Genomic DNA, 19,214 nt, shown 5'->3' on the forward strand with positions numbered 1-19,214 from the left:
TTTAGGAGAGGGTCGCATGAAATGGAAGCGTAGTGAACGACTAGTTGATATGACGTACTATTTACTAGAACATCCACATCAGCTGATCCCGCTAACTTATTTTTCTGAACTATATCAATCTGCAAAGTCTTCTATTAGTGAAGATTTGACGATTGTAAAAGAAACTTTCGAAGAAAAAGGAATCGGGTTATTGATGACAGTACCGGGCGCTGCAGGAGGAGTTAAATATATTCCTAAAATGTCCGAGGCTGAGGTCCGTTTAGTTATTAATGATTTAAAGGCGGAGCTTGAGCATTCAGATCGTTTGTTACCAGGCGGTTATTTATTTATGACGGACTTACTCGGCAATCCAGATTTAATTAATCGGGTTGGAAAGGTATTTGCATCCGCATTTGCTGATCAACAAATTGACGTCATAATGACTGTCGCAACGAAGGGAATTTCTATTGCCCACGCGATTGCAAGACATTTAAATGTACCAGTTGTTGTTGTCAGAAGAGATAGTAAGGTAACTGAAGGCTCTACAGTCAGCATTAACTATGTATCGGGTTCTTCCAGAAGAATTCAGACAATGGTATTATCAAAAAGAAGCATGAAGAGTGGGCAACGAGTGCTTATTACTGACGACTTTATGAAGGTCGGTGGTACAATGAATGGCATGAAAAATCTATTAGAGGAATTTGATTGTCAGCTAGCTGGTATTGCAGTGCTTGTAGAGGCTGAGCATGCAGACGAAACTTTAGTAGATGATTATTATTCACTAGTAAAGCTTCATGAGGTCAATGAAAAAGACCGTACAATTGCATTAAGTGAAGGTAACTATTTTTCTAAAAGGGGAAATGACAAATGAAAGTAGTAGCAACAACAAATGCACCAGCAGCAATTGGACCATACTCACAAGGGATTATTGTAAATGGCATGTTTTATAGCTCAGGTCAGATTCCGCTAACAGCAACAGGCGAATTAGTGGAAGGCGATATCACTGTTCAAACAAATCAAGTATTTGCAAATTTAAAAGCAGTTTTAGCTGCTGCTGGATCATCTTTGGACAATGTTATTAAAACAACCGTTTTTATGAAGGATATGAACGACTTTGTTGCAATGAACGAAGTATATGCTAGCCACTTTGGTGATCATAAACCAGCTCGTTCAGCAGTAGAGGTTGCACGTCTGCCAAAAGATGTGCGCGTAGAAATTGAAGTTATTGCCATCGTTAAATAAGAATTTTTTAAAGCTCACTAGAAGAGAAGCTCTTTTAGTGGGTTTTTTTATTTTCATTCAGCAAATGATTGTTGTAACGTCAGCTACAAGTGTTTTCTGCGCGAAAGCGAAGCGAGTGGCGATCGCTGATAAAGACAAACCTGCTAATAAAACTCTGAAAAGTAAATCCGTTTTACTGTGAAACGTTGAATGGTTAACCCACAATTACGTTCAAAGTCATACCAATCTGAAAGGGAGACTGACAAAAAATTGTCAAATTTAAAGTAAATTAAAGGAAATATTATACTGTTGAGTATTCAAATTTTTTAGATAATTTGGTAGACTAGAAAAAGGAAAATATTCGGTAATAAAGAATATTATATTTTCATTTAGACATCTAGAAGAGAGGTGGTGAGAAAATGGAAGTTACTGATGTAAGGTTACGTCGTGTACAGACGGATGGTCGCATGCGTGCGATTGCTTCCATTACACTCGACAATGAGTTCGTAGTTCATGATATTCGTGTGATTGATGGCAATACAGGTTTGTTCGTTGCTATGCCAAGTAAACGAACGCCAGACGGTGAATTTAGAGATATTGCACATCCTATCAATTCTACTACTCGTAATAAAATTCAGGAGATAATTTTAAACGAGTACCATAATTCAAGCGAGGTAGAAGCAACAGAAAAACCAGAAGAATTAGAAGGAATTGGCGTATAGTTAAAAAGAGCTCTTCTTAATTGGAGAGTTCTTTTCATTTTGAGAATAAGAGAAAACGAGCAGTTTTAGGACATACATATTAACATTCGAGCAAAAGGTGCATTTGATTTGGAAATTCATCTTTTTGTCAAGTCAACATGCCTTGAAAATAGATGGATTTTGCTATATAGTCATAAGAGAAAATGAGCGTATTGGAGGACTTACAGATGAGCAACATTTTTGCTGTCATTTTGGCTGCAGGTCAAGGTACACGTATGAAGTCCAAATTATATAAAGTGCTCCATCCAGTATGTGGGAAGCCAATGGTACAACATGTGGTGGATCACATTCAAACGTTAGATGTGAATCGCATTGTAACGGTTGTAGGACATGGTGCAGAAAAGGTGAAACAACAGCTTGGCGATAAAAGCGAGTATGTTTTACAGGCTGAACAGTTAGGGACAGCTCAAGCTGTACAACAGGCTGAGGCAATTTTAGGTAGCGAGGAAGGGACAACACTAGTTGTTTGTGGCGATACACCACTTATTCGCCCTGAAACGATGCAAGCTTTGTTCGAGCATCATCAAGCAAAGAATGCAAAAGCAACAATTTTAACAGCTATTGCTGAAAATCCAACAGGCTATGGTCGTATTTTACGTGGCGACAATGGACAAGTGGAACAAATTGTTGAGCAAAAGGATGCTTCAGCAGAGCAGCAATTAGTTAAAGAGATTAATACGGGCACATATTGCTTCGATAATAAAGCGTTATTTGAGACATTAAAGCTTGTGAAAAATGACAATGCTCAGGGTGAGTATTATTTACCTGATGTGATTGAAATTTTACAAAAACAAGGCGATGTCGTTGAAGCATTTGTAACGGAAGATTTTGAAGAAACACTTGGTGTCAATGATCGTGTTGCTCTGTCTCAAGCAGAGACGCTAATGCGTACAAGAATTAATGAAAAGCATATGCGTAACGGTGTCACAATTATTAATCCAGAAACCACATATATTAGTGTAGATGCAATGATTGGTCGTGATACTGTCATCCAACCAGGTTCTATGATTGAAGGTACAACTGTTATCGGTGAAGATTGTATAATCGGGCCTAACACACAAATCGTAGATAGCCGTATTGGTGATCGAACAACTGTGCATTCTTCTGTTGTGCGTGAAAGCGTTGTAGCAGAAGAAACAGCTATTGGACCGTTTGCACATATTCGACCACTTTCTGACATTGGTAGCCATGTGAAGATTGGTAACTTTGTAGAAGTGAAGAAAAGTAAACTAGGTAATGACACGAAAGTATCACACTTAAGCTATATTGGCGATGCTGATATCGGAAGTAATGTCAATATTGGCTGTGGTTCCATTACAGTAAACTATGATGGGAAAAACAAGTTCCAAACAGTTATTGAAGATGATGTATTTGTAGGATGTAATACTAACTTAGTAGCGCCAGTGAAAGTTGGAAAAGGTTCATTTATTGCAGCAGGATCTACAATTACAAAAGAAGTTCCTGAGGATGCACTTGCAATCGCTCGTGCAAGACAAGAAAACAAACCGAATTACGTAAGTAAATTAAATTCAAAATAATTATCAACTAAACAGGAGGCCATCATGCCGTATCATTATGCAAACTCACAATTAAAAATATTTTCACTTAATTCTAATAATCCACTTGCTCAAGAAATTGCTCAAGAAATGGGTGTTGAATTAGGTAAATCTTCTGTTAAGCACTTCAGCGATGGTGAGGTTCAAATTAGCATTGAAGAAAGTATTCGTGGTTGTGATGTGTTTATCGTGCAATCTACTTCTGCACCTGTAAACGAACATTTAATGGAGCTTTTAATTATGGTAGACGCTGTAAAACGCGCATCTGCTCGTACAGTAAACGTTGTAATGCCTTACTATGGCTATGCTCGTCAAGACCGCAAAGCAAAAGCACGCGAGCCAATTACAGCTAAATTAGTAGCAAACTTACTTGAAACAGCTGGTGCAACACGTGTGATCGTTTTAGATTTACATGCACCTCAAATCCAAGGTTTCTTCGATATTTTAATCGACCACTTGATGGCAGTTCCTTTATTATCTGATTACTTTAAAACAAAAGGTATCCCAGAAGATGAAATCGTTATTGTTTCTCCAGACCATGGTGGTGTAACACGTGCTCGTAAAATGGCAGAACGTTTAAAAGCACCTATTGCAATTATTGACAAACGCCGTCCGAAACCAAATGTTGCAGAAGTAATGAACATTGTTGGTAATGTTGATGGTAAAGTGGCAATCTTGATTGATGATATTATTGATACTGCAGGTACGATTACAATTGGCGCGGATGCATTACGTGCAGCTGGTGCAAAAGAAGTTTATGCTTGTTGTTCTCACCCAGTATTATCAGGTCCGGCAATCGAGCGTATCGAAAACTCGTCGATTAAAGAATTAGTTGTAACAAATACAATCCAACTTCCTGAAGAGAAAAAATCTCCAAAAATTACAGAGCTTTCAGTCGCTAAATTGATGGCAGATGCAATCTCTCGTGTCTATGAAAATAAATCTGTAAGTACTCTATTTGATTAATATAAAGCAAGTTTACCTTGGCGTAATTGCGTCCGGATTTTGAATTGCGCGCGCACAATTTATTCCTTTCAAAATTCGTGATATTCGCCGGGGGCTTTATCTTCACTTAGCAGATGTGATGGAACACATCCGCATTCATCTCTCTACCTTCAAGATGAGAGTGTTCTGTTGAATGAAGATAAATAAACACCACATGCAGTAAGATGTGACGTATTAAGGACAAATCTACGTTTGCAAGTAGATTTGTCCTTTTTTATATGTCCTATTTGTTTGAATTTTCTTATAAAAGGGTATAATAGAAATTGTGACTTAATAATATTTACTCTACTTTATAAAAAATAGTTTGCCGCCTAAGGTTGGGATACATTTTGTTAAGACGTAAGTTATATGAATAAGTTGATTCGAGTGGAGGCTGGGCGACTCCTTGGGGATCAGCGTCACAGATGAGAGCCTGGAGCTCAAGCGAAGCGGCTCTCGGACGCTTCTGGTCGAAATGAAGATCAACCCCACGCCATGGCGATGAACCAAAAAAATAAAGGTAAATATTATTATAGCCTTAACAAATGTCATTAATTTAACTTATGTAGCGAAAGCAAAGCAGCAGCTACAAATGTCTTTTGTACCGAAAGCGTACAGAAGTCTCCTACCTCTTTAGGTGGTGAGATGAATGCGGATTTAAGCTGCTTTTCAGAGGGTATTCAAGCACCTGCTGAAAGAAGTAATAATTCGAAAGTAGTGACATTCTAATAAGGCGTAAATAATTTTTCTTGGAAGGGGAAGATAGATATGAGTACAGTATTAAGTGTTAAAACGCGCGAAGCTGGGCATCGTTCGACATTAACCCAACTTAGAAAAGGGGGAGCCATTCCTGCGGTTATTTACGGCTATAATTTAGATTCGACCCCAATTTCTATTTCAGCGAATGAATTCAGAAAATCCATTCAAAAGAATGGGCAAAACGGTGTGTTTTTGATGGAGTTAGATGGGAAAAAAGTGAATGTTGTTGTGTCTGAAATTCAACAATGTTCTATGAAAGATGAAGTAAATCATATCGACTTTTTAGCAATTAATATGTCCGAAGCGATAGAGTCTGAGGTGCCTATTAAACTCGTTGGAGAGTCAGTTGGTATTAGTTTAGGTGGCATATTAATGCAGCCTAACTTAGACGTAAAAATTAAAGTAAAGCCAGCAGATATCCCAGAAGCTATTGAAGTTGATATTACTGAGCTTAAAATTGGTGAAACAATTACAGTAGCAGATATTCGAGATACGATTGATTTTGAGATTATCAGTGAAGATGATCATACATTGGTAACAATTATGGCTCCAGTCGCAGCTGTTGAAGAAACGGCAGACATTGCACAGGAACAAGAGTAAAAAGATATGTTAAGGAAAGGCTACTAAGGAAGACTAAAAACTTCTTTAGTAGCCTTTTGAATTTAATGGTCGACATTATTCGTATGTTTGCTTTTGCTTCTTTAATTACGGCATGTATTATTTTACCGATATGTATGGTTAAAGTGAGGATTTCAAATAATATCAAGCCATTATTGAACTTTTACTTTCAAAAACTGTACAAACTGCTTTCTTAGCGTATGATATGGTAAAATAATGACTATTAGATTTGAAAGAAGAGGAGTACTTATGAAAATTATCGTTGGTTTAGGAAATCCGGGTAAGCCTTATGAGCATACAAGACATAATATTGGCTTCGATGTTATTGATGCATTAGCTGAAAAATGGGGTACACCTTTAACTAATTCAAAGTTTAATGGTATGTATGCAACGGTACATCGTCCAGAAGGAAAGGTTCTACTTGTTAAACCTTTAACATATATGAATTTATCGGGGGAGTGTGTTGGGCCCCTTATGAACTATTTTGATATTGATGTGGAAGACTTAATTGTTATTTATGACGATTTAGATTTAGAAACAGGAAAATTGCGCCTGCGTCAAAAAGGAAGTGCGGGTGGACATAATGGTATTAAATCATTAATTCAGCATTTAGGTACACAAGAATTTAATCGCATACGTGTTGGGGTTAATCGCCCACCAGCTGGTATGAAGGTAGCAGATTATGTGTTATCAAAATTTTCAAAAGAAGATCAAGCTATTGTTGGCGAAGCTGTTGAAAAATGTGTAGATGCTGTAGAAGAATCTCTTTCAAAGCCATTTCTTGATGTGATGAATCGCTTTAACGGGTAATAATGGATTAAAGCGTAGTGTGGATATTACAGTTGTTTTACGCCTAAAGCTGGGGAAATATTTTGTTAAAACTTATGTTATATAAATAAGTTGATCTTCGTTCCGATTGGGCGACTCCTTGGGGATCAGCAATAGAGGAACGAAGGCTACAACCATCACGTCCTGTGATAACGCTTTCGTGTCCAATATCGTGCCGCTGCGCTATCGCACAGAAGCATTTGCCGCTACCGCTGCGCTTTCGCGCAAAAAAACATTTGTTGACCTAAGCGGCTCATCGGACGTCCCTAGGAAAGCGCCCGGTTGGTACGAAAATCAACCCAAGTTTCTATATTCTAAATGGCGCTAAGGCGGAATTGGAAGTGCATAATCTGTTTTAGAAATGTCTATACTTTAAGTAGTAAGTTGCTTAAAGGAGGATGATTTGGAGATGTCAGTTCGCTATCGATGTCGTCATTGTGAAGTAGAAATAGGAACACTACCATTTGATGCAGATGATACAATTCGAAAACTACATATTTTCGAAATGGGTGAAGCGGATGATTATGTTGAGAAAGATCGGCATGGTCACACGACGGTGCACTGCATTTGTGAGCAATGTGAGGATTCACTGAAACAATATCCAGATTATCACGCACTCAATAAATGGATTCAATGATTGGAAGGATGCTTTGGCGCACATCTAGTGCGTTCAAAGCTTTTTCCATTTAAGTTTTATGTACTGAAAGCGTAGCGACAGGTACAGAAGTCTCCCACCTTTATAGGTGGTGTGATGAATGTGGTTTTAAGTCACTTTTCAGCGGGTTCCAAACAGCCGCTGAATAGAGGAACTCAGGAAGAACTCATATCCTGTGAAAATGCCTGAGTGACCAACATCGTGCTGCTGACGCTGCGTTAGCACTACGCTTTCGCGCAAAAGACATCTGTTGGCCAAAAGCCTCCGGCGGATGTCAAGGAATCGGAAAGGAGTACCTTGTGCAAGCACAAAGCCGATTCCGGACGCAATTATGCCGAGGCATAATTGATAAAAAATACAATAAAGATGCATATTATAGTACTAGATTACTAGTAATGGTGAATAGAATTATGCGCTGAGAGGAGCTTTTGACATTGGAAGTTTTACGACAGCTTGTGATGCAGGACAAACATATCACATCATTTTTACAGGAGATTCAGAGCGGTCATTCTGCAACACAGCTTATAACAGGATTAACAGGAAGCGCGCGCCCGGTAATGGTCGATGCGTTATTTGAATATGTAAAAAAACCTATTTATATTGTATCTCCTAATCTATTGCAGGCACAAAAAATGGTTGACGAGCTGGCGGGACTTTTAGGTGAGGAGCATGTTCATTATTATCCTGCCGATGAGTTTATTGCTGCAGATTTGTCTGTTGCCTCTCCAGAGTTACGAGCTGAGCGTATTGCAACGCTTGATTGCCTAGCAAGAGGCGAAAAAGCTGTTTATGTGATACCAGTTGCGGGCTTACGCAAAATAATGCAGCCTAAAGAGCATTGGCAACAGTATTTTTTACAAATTTCAGTAGGCGAAGATATTCAGATTGATGAATGGCTACAAACGTTAGTAGAGATGGGGTACGTGCGTAATTCGATGGTGACAACACCTGGAGAGTTTGCGCTACGTGGAGGGATATTAGATATATATCCACCATATTTAGAGGAGCCGATTCGTATAGAATTATTTGATACGGAAGTTGACTCGATTCGAACATTTTCTGCGGACGATCAACGTTCCATTGATAAATTGCAGAAGGTTCGTATTCTACCAGCGTCAGAAGTTATTTTGACAAAGGAAGAAAGAATGACTTTGGCAGGCCGTTTAGAAGCTGCATTAGCGACAAGTTTAAAGAAAGTCAAAAAGCAGGAGACGAAGGAATTACTGTATCAGCATATTCAATATGATATTGAATTGTTACAACAAGGGAATTTACCGGACTATGTAAATAAATATGGTTCGTTATTATATGAGAAAAAAGCCTATTTAGGAGATTATTTTGTACAGGATGGCATTGTGCTGTTTGATGAGCTAGGACGTATTCAGGAGGTTATGGATGCCTGGGAGCGTGAAGAGGATGAATGGTTTTTATCATTAATTGAAGAAGGAAAAATGGTGCATGATGTAAAGCCAGCATTCTCCTTGAAAGAAATTCTAGCAATGCTGTCTCAACAAAAACTATATTTCTCATTATTTTCACGAACTTTTGCAGGTGTATCCTTTAATAAGACGACGAACTTTTCTTGCAAGCCAATGCAACAATTTCATGGCCAAATGTCATTATTACAAAGTGAGATTGAACGCTGGCTGCTTGGTAAATTTACAGTACTAATTGTTGCGAGAGATAAAGATCGTGTTAAACGTGTACAGCAAATGCTCGGAGAATATGATATTCATACGACAATTGGTAAGCCGACAGAAGCCGGTATTTATATTGCGGATGGCTCACTATCTAGTGGCTTTGAATTACCACTACAACGCTTGGTGATTGTCACAGAGGATGAGCTATTTAAACAACAGGCGAAGAAAAAGGCACGTCCTCAAAAAATGACGAACGCAGAACGTATTAAAAGCTATACAGAAATTAAACCGGGCGACTATGTTGTACATGTACATCACGGTATTGGGAAATATATAGGCTTAGAAACATTAGAGGTAAATGGTACACATAAGGATTACTTACACATTCGATACCGTGCTGATGATAAGTTATATGTTCCAGTAGAGCAAATAGATTTAATCCAAAAATATGTAGCATCTGAAGACCGAGAACCGAAGCTACATAAATTAGGTGGAGCAGAGTGGAAAAAAGCTAAAGCAAAGGTATCCTCTGCTGTGCAAGATATCGCTGATGATTTAATTAAGCTGTATGCGAAACGTGAAGCAGAGAAAGGCCATGCATTCGCGATTGACAACGACGATCAGCGTAATTTTGAGGCTTCTTTCCCTTATGAAGAAACAGAGGATCAGCTACGGTCAATTATCGAAGTAAAACGTGATATGGAGCGTGAGCGTCCGATGGATCGTCTTGTATGTGGAGACGTAGGGTACGGTAAAACAGAGGTAGCGATTCGCGCGGCATTTAAAGCAATTCAAGATGGCAAGCAGGTAGCGTTCCTTGTGCCGACAACGATTTTAGCGCAGCAACATTACGAAACGATTTGTGAGAGATTCCAAGACTTTGCTATTAATGTAGGTCTCTTGTCTCGTTTCCGCACAAAAAAAGAGCAAACAGCGACGTTAAAGGGTTTAAAAGAAGGGCAAGTTGATATTGTCGTTGGAACGCATCGGATTTTATCTAAAGATTTAACATTCCAAGACCTTGGACTGCTGATTGTTGATGAGGAGCAACGTTTTGGTGTAACGCATAAGGAAAAAATTAAACAACTAAAGACGAATGTTGATGTATTAACGCTAACGGCAACTCCAATTCCAAGAACACTTCATATGTCGATGGTAGGTGTTCGTGATTTATCGGTAATTGAAACGCCACCAGCGAACCGTTTCCCTGTGCAAACTTATGTAATGGAGCATAGCGGTGCATTAGTGCGGGAAGCTATTGAGAGAGAAATGGCGCGTGGTGGGCAAGTATTCTACTTATACAATCGTGTAGAAGATATGGCTCGTAAGGTTGATGAAATTCAAATGCTTGTCCCAGAAGCGCGTATTGGGCATGCACATGGCAAAATGAAGGAATCAGAATTAGAATCTGTTATATTAGCCTTTTTAGAAGGTGACTATGATGTGCTTGTAACGACAACCATTATTGAGACTGGCGTGGATATACCAAACGTTAACACATTGATTGTTCATGATGCGGATCGAATGGGCTTAGCGCAACTTTATCAATTGCGGGGACGTGTTGGGCGTTCTAATAGGGTGGCGTATGCTTACTTTATGTATCAACGTGATAAAGTTCTTACGGATGTAGCTGAGCAAAGATTACAGGCGATTAAAGAATTTACAGAGTTAGGTTCAGGATTTAAAATTGCTATGCGTGACTTATCTATTCGTGGTGCTGGAAATCTACTTGGAGCGCAGCAGCATGGCTTTATTGATTCTGTTGGTTTTGACTTGTATTCACAAATGCTGGAAGAGGCGATTGCTGAGCGCCAAACAGGTGTGAAAAAAGAAGAGAAGCCTGACATTGAAATTTTATTGAGTGTGGATGCGTATATCCCGGATGTATACATCCCTGACGGCTATCAAAAAATTCAAATGTATAAACGTATAAAAGCAATGGATCAAGTGGAGGAGTACAGCGAAATCATAGAGGAATTACAGGATCGTTTTGGTGATCTTCCAATTGAAACAGAGCGTTTACTGCGAGTTGCGCGTATGAAGGTATGGGGCTTAGGTACAGGTGTTTTGTCTGTAAAAGAAAAGCAAAAAATCATCACAATATTGTTGTCAGAAGAAGGTACAGGGCAAGTTGACGGCGGTAAAATTGTGGAAGAATCTATGAAATTTGAACGTGCTGTCGGGTTTGGTATGGATGGTATGCAATTGAAATTAACGATTGATGAACGAAAGTCTGGGAAATATCAACCCTTCGATATTTTAGAAGAAATGATGCATATTATTGCTGACGCAAAAAAACAACAATAGAAGAAAAGCTGATCTTATCTCCTAGGATAATGATCAGCTTTTTATTATTAAAAACAAAAAATTACAAGGAAAACTCTGTGAATGTTGTGGCGCTTTATCTCCATTTGTTAGTTTTACTGTAGACTGTGTGGCTCCTTAGAGATCAATATTACAAATTGAGACTCAGGAGCTAGATAGTAGGGAAAATAAGGGTAAAAGTATCACTTTTTGTTATGGTTCTTTTGTGATAAACATCCTTTTGTCTTATTGACGCAATGGTGAATGTTGAATTATTATTATTTCTTGTTAAAAATATTTTATAAATTATTTATAAAAATTTGTTTTTGTGGTTAATCTAAGATAAGTTGATTGAAGTTGAAAATTCTACAGGTATTTGTTTAGGTTTTAAGGCCTTTTTTGAAAATATTGTTGGATGTGAAATCCTTTTTCTTCAGTTTTTGCATAGATTGCTTCATAAAAAACCATACTAAAATTGAAAAAATTTCATTGTAGCGAAAGCGAGGATTAAGAATGAAGGCAACAGGAATTGTTCGTCGTATTGATGATTTAGGGCGTGTGGTTATTCCAAAAGAAATTCGTAGAACGTTACGTATTCGTGAGGGAGACCCGCTAGAAATTTATACAGACCGTGAAGGTGAAGTCATTTTAAAGAAATATTCTCCAATTAACGATTTGGGGGAATTCGCAAGAGAGTATGTGGAAACATTATATGAAACGTTAGGTACTCCAGCTTTTGTAACTGACCGAGATGAAGTAATTGCTGTCTCAGGGATCGGTAAAAAAGAGTATATTAATCGTCGTATTACATCCTTTGCGGAAAGTTTTATGGACGAACGTTCAACAAAAATAGAAAAAATGGAAACAACTATCGAGATTGTTCCTGGACAATATGAGCAAGTTAAGTCTTATTGTGCAACGCCTATTATGGTAAACGGTGATCCGATCGGCTGTATTATCGTTTTGTCTAAAGTACATTTTATCGGTGAAGTTGAAGTGAAAGTTGCTGAAACAGCTGCTAACTTCTTAGCTAAACAAATGAATAGTTGATGAGAATTGAAAGTTATTGCGCTGACCTTTTTAGGCTGAACAATAACTTTTTTTCGTACATAGTTTTACGGTAGTGCTACCCGCGCGCGTCAAACTTTGGAGATATGCTATACTATTGGCATTGTTAAAGAAGGAAAGAGGGCAATTTATGTCGGAACGTTTTGGCATGAAAAGCTACATGAAGGGAGCGGCCTTACTTACAATTGCTGCTCTTGTTGTGAAGGTTCTTAGTGCAATTTATCGTGTGCCTTTTCAAAATCTTGTTGGTGATGAAGGGTTTTATATTTATCAGCAGGTGTATCCGGTTATATCTATTTTTGTCGTATGGACAGCTAGTGGATTTGCAGTAGCTATTTCTAAAATGCTTGCAGATAATGATTGTATTTTAGACCCGCTAGAGAGGGATCAGAAACGAAGCGGTATTATGCGTATTGTCTTTCGTTATTTAACAGTACTATCGTTATTGTTTTTTGTCGCTTTATTTAGTGGTGCTGAAATAATTGCACAGCTTATGGGCGATACTCAGCTTGCGCCTTTAATACGGACGGGTTCATTTATAGTACTTGTTATGCCAGCACATGCTATTTTAAAGGGCGGGTTTCAATCAAGAGGCATTATGGAGCCGATTGCTTATGCGCAAGTCCTTGAACAGGCTGTGAGAGTATCAGTCATTTTAGCAGGAACATTTATCATTATGAAGACGACAGAATCACTATATAGTGCTGGACAAATGGCTATCATAGGTACAGTTATTGGCGAAATTGTAGGCTTTGTATTACTTGCGTTTATTTTTAAAAAACGTTTTGGTTTATTTAATGATAAGAAACAACAGCGGCGTATCGAAAGTTTCCCCATTATTAAAGAGGTAACATTGCTAAGTTTAAGTGTGAGCATGAGTGGTCTATTGTTACTTGGCTATCAGTTAGTTGATTCCTTTACAATTTATTCGCTATTAATAGATGGTGGAATGAATCAGACGGTAGCTAAGGCAACAAAAGGCGTTTATGATCGCGGGCAGCCATTGGTACAGCTCGGAGTTGTCATTGCTTCTTCACTTTCACTTGCTATTGTGCCCCTTGTCGCGCATATGTCCAGACAACAGGAAGGTCGTAGTGCCATTCCGTTTATTCAACTAACGTATAAAGCGTCTGTATTATTTGGCTGGGCGGCATCTCTAGGTTTAATACTCGTTATGCCGTATATTAATGCCATGCTCTTTAAAACAGATGCACTGTCGGAAGTACTTATGGTATATGTATTACAAATTGTGCCATTGTCGGTTATTTTAACATTTACAGCTATTTTGCAAGGCTATGGAAAATTAAAAAAGCCAGCTTTATTTTTGATTATAGGTTTTATGTTAAAAATAATAGTGAATGTGCTGACAATTGGTTTATTTGGTGTATTAGGTGCAGCTATTGCTAACAATGTGGGTCTTTTGTTTACTGCTCTAATGCTTATTTTTTATTTAAAGAGAATGACTGCTATTCAATTAGCGTCAGCCAATTTTTATAAAAAAGTTGGAATTGCATCACTCAGCATGGCAGCTGTAGTGCTAGTTTGGCTGCAGTTTATACCACCGTTGTTAAACCAATTTTTATCACCTCGATTTGTCGCGGTGGTAGCCGGTTTTTCAGCCGTGTGTTTAGGAGCGTTTGTAATGATCACCATAATTGCTAAGTTACGAGTACTAGTCGAAAAAGAGTGGTACTTACTACCGTTTGGGCGCAAAATGGCAGTTTATCAATTATGGTTAAATCGGAAAAAGTAGGTGGATTGATTGAATACTTTAACAGTTATAGGTCTAGGTGCGGGTGATTTTAATCAGTTGCAAATGGGTGTCTATAAAAAACTAAAAGCGGCAAGAAAATTATATGTTCGTACAGTGGATCATCCGGTATTAGAAGAATTATCTGCTGAGGGCTTACAATTTGAAAGCTTTGACGCAGTCTATGAAAAACATAATTCGTTCCAGCCTGTGTATGAGGAAATTGCAGAAAAGCTTGTGGCTGCTACAACAAATGAAGATGTCATGTACGCTGTACCGGGGCATCCACTTGTCGCAGAGCAGACTGTACAATTGCTTATTGCTGCTGCGGATGAGGGAAAAGTAAAACTAGTCATTGAAGGTGGGCAAAGCTTTTTAGATCCAATATTTGGCGCGTTAAAGATCGACCCAATTGAGGGTTTTCAACTGCTGGATGGCACTAGCTTTTCTATGCATGACATTAACATGCGTCAACATATTTTAATAGCCCAAGTATATGATACATTTAGTGCATCAGAAGTAAAGCTAACGTTAATGGAGAAATACAATGACGAATACCCTGTTACAGTCGTTACAGCAGCAGGCTCGTCACAGGAAAAATTAGTGACAGTACCACTTTATGAGCTCGACCAAAGCGTTGAGGTGGATAATTTAACAACGGTATATGTGCCGCCTGTGAAATCACAAGAGGATGCTTTACGAGACTGGACAACTTTCCGTCAAATTATTGCTGTTTTACGAGGTCCGGATGGCTGTCCGTGGGATCAAAAGCAAACACATGAGTCACTGAAAAAATATTTACTAGAAGAAGCACACGAATATTTGGCAGCAGTAGATGCAGAGGATGACTTTGCGATGATCGAGGAGCTTGGAGATGTACTGTTACAAGTGTTCCTTCATGCACAAATCGGAGAAGATCAAGGTTACTTTACGTTGGAAGATGTATTGGCTTCGATAAGTGAAAAAATGATTCGTCGACACCCGCATGTATTTGGAGATGTATCGGTGGAAGATGCAGAGGGTGTTGTAGCAAACTGGGAAGTTATAAAAGCGGAAGAAAAGGGTATAAGTGATAAGCCACTATTAAAAGAGGAATACCGGGCGTCCTCTGCTCTACAAACAGCCTATAATTATCAGAAAAGAGCTGCGAAGGTAGGATTTGATTGGCCTGATGTAGAGGGCGCATGGGACAAGTTTGCAGAGGAATGGCAGGAATTTCGTAATGAAGTGACGAAAGGTACAAATGCGTCACGTCTTGATGAATTTGGGGATGTCTTGTTCACACTTGTGAATTTAGCGCGTTTCTATAAGCTATCTCCAGAAGAGGCTATGTTACATGCGAATGAGAAGTTTGCGAGACGCTTTGGTTACGTGGAAGCAAAGGTAAAGGAAAGTGGAAAGCCATTTTCTAATTATACATTAGAACAATTAGATGCTTTCTGGAATGAAGCGAAGCAGCAAGAAAAGGAGTAAAAATATGCGATTAGATAAATTTTTAAAAGTATCACGTTTGATTAAACGTCGTACATTAGCGAAGGAAGTAGCAGACCAAGGCCGTATTACGATTAATGATAAGGTCGCGAAAGCTAGTAGTGCTGTTAAAGCTGGGGATGAGCTAGCTATTCGTTTTGGACAAAAAATTGTGACAGCACGTGTAGAGGAATTACGTGATACTGTGAAAAAAGAAGATGCCGCAAAAATGTTTACTATTTTGAAGGAAGAGCGTCTTGAAAAAATTGAACCTGAATTTATTGATGATGAGGACTAATGAATAATAGTGTAGGAGTCTTCTGAAGTTGTCGTTTAGCTTTTGCCATAAAGGTGCTGAAGTGGAGATAAAAGTGTAACAACTTTAATAAAGTTGTCATGCTTTTAAGGTTGTCCGCATAAAGTGAACAGAAGCTAGGACGACTAAAGGAGGAAAAAAATGACGCTACATCAAGAAAGTAACCGTTACACAATTCCATCTGGAGAACATATTTTAACGATTCGTAATCGTAAAAGAATGGACATGACTTCTGTAAAATCAATTGAACGCTTTGATCAGGAAGAATTTTTCATCAAGACGTCCCAAGGGCATTTGTTAATCCGTGGAGAAGAACTGCATATCGTTCACTTAGATGTTGACAAAGGGTTATTGACGCTTGAAGGAACTGTAAAAACTTTGCAGTATGACGAGGAGGAAAGTGGCTTCTCGAAAGGTTTCCTTCATAAATTGTTTGGATGATTGTTAGTGAACAATTTGTTCAGCTATTAGTCATGGTTTTGAGCGGTATAGCAGTTGGGTTCATTATTGATAGTGTAAGACTCATTGTTTTTTCAACTCCAAAAAGGTCAAGCCTTCGAAGATGGATGATGGTATTTGAACTACTTACCTGGATTCTGCTTGGAGGTCTGACATACTATTTGTTATTTTGGCTAAAAGATGGCGCTTGGCGGGCTTATGACCCGCTAGCGCAAATAGCCGGAATTTTTTTGTATCAAACGTTTTTTCAAACTTTTTTACGTTTCGTCGCAAGGGTTTTGGTGAATATAACATGGAGACCCCTGTGGTTCATCATACGACTAATAAGTGCTATTATTCGACAAATTTTTAAATTCTTAATAAGTATTTGTGCGTTTGTTTTAAGACCTTTTGTCAAAATTTATTCGTATTTGTCCAACACTTTTTTTAAAAAAGTTCGATTTATCAAGTATAATAAAAGACAACAATAATTTTCGGAGGTGCGGGCATGACTATACGTCGTTCATCAAATGATGATCAACAAAACTATACTAAACTTGATAATGACTATGTCCGTAACACGGATAAAGCTATAAATCGTAAAATTCAAGCGCGAAAACGGAAAATGCGCCGTATTGCCTTTTTTGCGATTGTGCCAGTCGTTATTATTGCCTTTCTCTTAAATATACTTTTGAATCAAAATGAAACGCTAGCTGCAAAAGAGCAAGAAAAGGTTGAAGCGAAGAAGCATCTTTCTGAATTGAAAGATGAGCGAGATTCGTTAAATCTTAAAATTAAACAGTTAGAGGATGATGAGTATATCGCAAAATTATTACGCAAAGATTATTTTCTATCCGAAAAAGGTGAAATAATTTTCATTATACCGGACGAAAAAGGGCAAAAAGGCGATATACCGGAGAAAAAAGATAAAAAAGACAGCATATCAGAAAAGAAAGGTAAAAAAGAAGACTGAAAAGCTATGTATTGTTGACACTCTTTTATTGTTATATATAATGAAAAGAGAAACTTATTGTAGTAAAAAGTTTGATTAAATTGATTACATGACTCAAATGAGTCGCTTAATTTTTAAGGAGGAGCATTTTTTTTATGTCAATTGAAGTAGGCAGCAAGGTACAAGGTAAAGTAACAGGAATCACAAATTTTGGAGCATTCGTTGAGCTGCCAGACGGCAAAACAGGCTTAGTACACATCAGTGAAGTTGCTGACAATTATGTTAAAGATATCAATGAGCATCTAAAAGTTGGAGATGAAGTTGAAGTAAAAGTGATGAATGTTGAAGCGGACGGGAAGATCGGTCTTTCAATCCGTAAAGCAAAGCCTCAAGCAGAGAGACCAGAGCGTCCAGAGCGTCCAGAGCGTCCTGCACGTCCACGTCGCGATAATCGTTCTAATGATCGCAACGATCGTCATCAGCCGAAAGAGAATTTTGAGCAAAAAATGGCACGTTTCTTAAAAGATAGTGATGAACGCCTAGCAACACTTAAACGTGCTACAGAATCAAAACGCGGTGGTCGTGGAGCTAGAAGAGGGTAGTTTGCTGACTGTTTTAATCGTAGAAAAAGTGTATTAAATAGATTTGGGATTAGCTTTTTAATAAAGCTAATCCCTTTTTTTAATAATCTTTGCATACACCTCATCTAGCTATAAGTCGTAAAACCCTTCTAGTAGGATCTATGTGTCCTCCTAAAACGTGGATGTCGGTCTTTTCTTCTTTTTAGGAGCTTGTGCGGATGCTTGTTCTGTTAGTGTTTCTAAAGACTTTTCGGGTGGCTTAACGACCATTTTGACAAGTAAAAACACACCATAAACACTAACCGCTAATCCGGTGAGGAGTAAAAATGTTTGTACGGCAAATGGTAAATTAATAAGAATGGATACGAGAATAATCATAGAGCCACTTCCACAAATTAAAGCAGCTTTAGTTAATGAACCCAAAGGAAATAAACCTCCTAGTTTACACGCTTTTTTCATTATTAGTATGCCATATTTTTATTCTTATCACCATAACTTGGGTTAATTTTCGTTTCGGCTAGGACCTTCCGAGGGGACGTTAGGAGCAACGAGTGTTTTTTATGTGCGAAAGCGAAGCGACAGCAACAACGGGGTATTGTCTGTGTGAAGCGGTAGCAACGCAACAACAGCTGCAATAACAGAGGGAAACTGCTCATGTAACCATTATCGCAGGATGTTCCTAAACTGAATGCTCCGGGGTCTCGGGTAGTAAAAAGAATAAATAAATTCGATGTTTCTAGTATCCAACTAAATGTGCAAAAAAAATAGGCGCCTCAGAAATCGTTCTGAGACGCCTATTTGAGATGACCCCTACGGGATTCGAACCCGTGTTACCGCCGTGAAAGGGCGGTGTCTTAACCACTTGACCAAGGGGCCTACTATGGTGGCGGCCGAGGGGATCGAACCCCCGACCTTACGGGTATGAACCGTACGCTCTAGCCAGCTGAGCTAGGCCGCCATTAAATATTATGGAGCGGAAGACGAGGTTCGAACTCGCGACCCCCACCTTGGCAAGGTGGTGTTCTACCACTGAACTACTTCCGCATTTTGTCTTAAGCAACAAGTTATATAATACATGCCTTTGTAACTAACGTCAAGAGTTTTTTATAGAAAAATTAATAAAAATATATGGTTTTATAAATTATTTAACCTATTTTATACGAAAGTGAAACGGCAGTTACAAATGTTTTGGTAGCGAAAGCGAAGCGTCAGTTACAGAAGTAGTCTTCTACTGAATGAAGATAAATAGAATAAGTTTAACAAATGTCATCTACTACTTTTGGTAGTGAGCCTTGTTTATCAAACTTTTTGTTCTTAAGTAGAATATCGGTGTA

General features: G+C 38.4%; 18 protein-coding genes and 3 tRNA genes. 17 read left to right on the forward strand and 4 right to left on the reverse strand.

The features are described from left to right. Positions 1 to 16 precede the first annotated feature (16 nt). The 17 genes from purR (at position 17) to ACIQZA_RS23540 (ending at position 17,901) form a co-directional block, all read left to right on the forward strand. Positions 17 to 850, forward strand: a complete 834-nt coding sequence (purR, locus tag ACIQZA_RS23460; protein WP_142510485.1) for a pur operon repressor — start codon at positions 17 to 19, stop codon at positions 848 to 850. Further along, positions 847 to 1,221 (forward strand): RidA family protein, encoded by a 375-nt coding sequence (locus tag ACIQZA_RS23465; RefSeq protein WP_142510486.1) that lies wholly within the window; start codon positions 847 to 849, stop codon positions 1,219 to 1,221. The genes purR and ACIQZA_RS23465 overlap by 4 nt, the downstream gene beginning before the upstream one ends. Positions 1,222 to 1,619: 398 nt before the next feature. Beyond that, entirely contained in the window at positions 1,620 to 1,922 is a 303-nt protein-coding gene (spoVG, locus tag ACIQZA_RS23470) for a septation regulator SpoVG (RefSeq protein WP_132364315.1), read from the forward strand. 206 nt (positions 1,923 to 2,128) lie between these two features. Next, positions 2,129 to 3,499, forward strand: coding sequence for a bifunctional UDP-N-acetylglucosamine diphosphorylase/glucosamine-1-phosphate N-acetyltransferase GlmU (gene glmU, locus ACIQZA_RS23475; RefSeq protein ID WP_402884231.1), 1,371 nt, complete (start codon positions 2,129 to 2,131; stop codon positions 3,497 to 3,499). A gap of 24 nt (positions 3,500 to 3,523) precedes the next feature. Continuing rightward, positions 3,524 to 4,483 carry a ribose-phosphate diphosphokinase gene (locus tag ACIQZA_RS23480; protein ID WP_132364320.1) on the forward strand — a complete coding sequence of 320 codons (960 nt, stop codon included), beginning with the start codon at positions 3,524 to 3,526 and terminating at the stop codon, positions 4,481 to 4,483. A gap of 786 nt (positions 4,484 to 5,269) precedes the next feature. After that, complete coding sequence (locus ACIQZA_RS23485) at positions 5,270 to 5,860, forward strand: 50S ribosomal protein L25/general stress protein Ctc (RefSeq protein ID WP_142510488.1); 591 nt, start codon at positions 5,270 to 5,272, stop codon at positions 5,858 to 5,860. A gap of 267 nt (positions 5,861 to 6,127) precedes the next feature. Beyond that, positions 6,128 to 6,688 (forward strand): aminoacyl-tRNA hydrolase, encoded by a 561-nt coding sequence (pth, locus tag ACIQZA_RS23490; protein ID WP_402884229.1) that lies wholly within the window; start codon positions 6,128 to 6,130, stop codon positions 6,686 to 6,688. Positions 6,689 to 7,115: 427 nt separating this feature from the next. Further along, positions 7,116 to 7,343, forward strand: a complete 228-nt coding sequence (locus tag ACIQZA_RS23495; protein WP_400941318.1) for an anti-sigma-F factor Fin — start codon at positions 7,116 to 7,118, stop codon at positions 7,341 to 7,343. Positions 7,344 to 7,795: 452 nt separating this feature from the next. Further along, positions 7,796 to 11,308 carry a transcription-repair coupling factor gene (gene mfd / locus ACIQZA_RS23500; RefSeq protein ID WP_402884228.1) on the forward strand — a complete coding sequence of 1,171 codons (3,513 nt, stop codon included), beginning with the start codon at positions 7,796 to 7,798 and terminating at the stop codon, positions 11,306 to 11,308. A gap of 510 nt (positions 11,309 to 11,818) precedes the next feature. Beyond that, complete coding sequence (spoVT, locus tag ACIQZA_RS23505) at positions 11,819 to 12,355, forward strand: stage V sporulation protein T (RefSeq protein WP_142510491.1); 537 nt, start codon at positions 11,819 to 11,821, stop codon at positions 12,353 to 12,355. 148 nt (positions 12,356 to 12,503) lie between these two features. Further along, positions 12,504 to 14,126 carry a putative polysaccharide biosynthesis protein gene (locus ACIQZA_RS23510; RefSeq protein ID WP_402884226.1) on the forward strand — a complete coding sequence of 541 codons (1,623 nt, stop codon included), beginning with the start codon at positions 12,504 to 12,506 and terminating at the stop codon, positions 14,124 to 14,126. Between the two features lie 9 nt (positions 14,127 to 14,135). Beyond that, entirely contained in the window at positions 14,136 to 15,596 is a 1,461-nt protein-coding gene (yabN, locus tag ACIQZA_RS23515; RefSeq protein WP_400941328.1) for a bifunctional methyltransferase/pyrophosphohydrolase YabN, read from the forward strand. Positions 15,597 to 15,600: 4 nt separating this feature from the next. After that, positions 15,601 to 15,891 (forward strand): RNA-binding S4 domain-containing protein, encoded by a 291-nt coding sequence (locus tag ACIQZA_RS23520; protein WP_132364343.1) that lies wholly within the window; start codon positions 15,601 to 15,603, stop codon positions 15,889 to 15,891. Between the two features lie 159 nt (positions 15,892 to 16,050). Beyond that, positions 16,051 to 16,350 carry a sporulation protein YabP gene (gene yabP, locus ACIQZA_RS23525; protein ID WP_004229167.1) on the forward strand — a complete coding sequence of 100 codons (300 nt, stop codon included), beginning with the start codon at positions 16,051 to 16,053 and terminating at the stop codon, positions 16,348 to 16,350. Beyond that, complete coding sequence (gene yabQ, locus ACIQZA_RS23530; RefSeq protein ID WP_400941332.1) at positions 16,347 to 16,838, forward strand: spore cortex biosynthesis protein YabQ; 492 nt, start codon at positions 16,347 to 16,349, stop codon at positions 16,836 to 16,838. The genes yabP and yabQ overlap by 4 nt, the downstream gene beginning before the upstream one ends. A gap of 17 nt (positions 16,839 to 16,855) precedes the next feature. Beyond that, complete coding sequence (locus ACIQZA_RS23535; RefSeq protein ID WP_400941334.1) at positions 16,856 to 17,320, forward strand: FtsB family cell division protein; 465 nt, start codon at positions 16,856 to 16,858, stop codon at positions 17,318 to 17,320. Between the two features lie 134 nt (positions 17,321 to 17,454). Continuing rightward, positions 17,455 to 17,901 carry a S1 domain-containing RNA-binding protein gene (locus tag ACIQZA_RS23540; protein WP_054612548.1) on the forward strand — a complete coding sequence of 149 codons (447 nt, stop codon included), beginning with the start codon at positions 17,455 to 17,457 and terminating at the stop codon, positions 17,899 to 17,901. A gap of 150 nt (positions 17,902 to 18,051) precedes the next feature. On the opposite strand, the gene ACIQZA_RS23545 is transcribed toward ACIQZA_RS23540, so the two are convergent. The 4 genes from ACIQZA_RS23545 to ACIQZA_RS23560 all read right to left on the reverse strand — a co-directional run bounded on the left by ACIQZA_RS23545 (position 18,052) and on the right by ACIQZA_RS23560 (position 18,924). Continuing rightward, the gene (locus ACIQZA_RS23545; protein ID WP_400941337.1) at positions 18,052 to 18,303 is read right to left on the reverse strand and encodes a hypothetical protein; all 252 of its coding nucleotides are present in this window, start codon (positions 18,301 to 18,303) and stop codon (positions 18,052 to 18,054) included. Between the two features lie 381 nt (positions 18,304 to 18,684). Next, a tRNA-Glu gene (locus tag ACIQZA_RS23550) sits at positions 18,685 to 18,756 on the reverse strand. Between the two features lie 5 nt (positions 18,757 to 18,761). Next, a tRNA-Met gene (locus ACIQZA_RS23555) sits at positions 18,762 to 18,838 on the reverse strand. A gap of 11 nt (positions 18,839 to 18,849) precedes the next feature. Then, positions 18,850 to 18,924, reverse strand: a tRNA-Gly gene (locus ACIQZA_RS23560). Positions 18,925 to 19,214: the final 290 nt, after the last annotated feature.

It is taken from the genome of Lysinibacillus sp. NPDC096382, assembly GCF_044762845.1.
GTDB lineage: Bacteria > Bacillota > Bacilli > Bacillales_A > Planococcaceae > Lysinibacillus.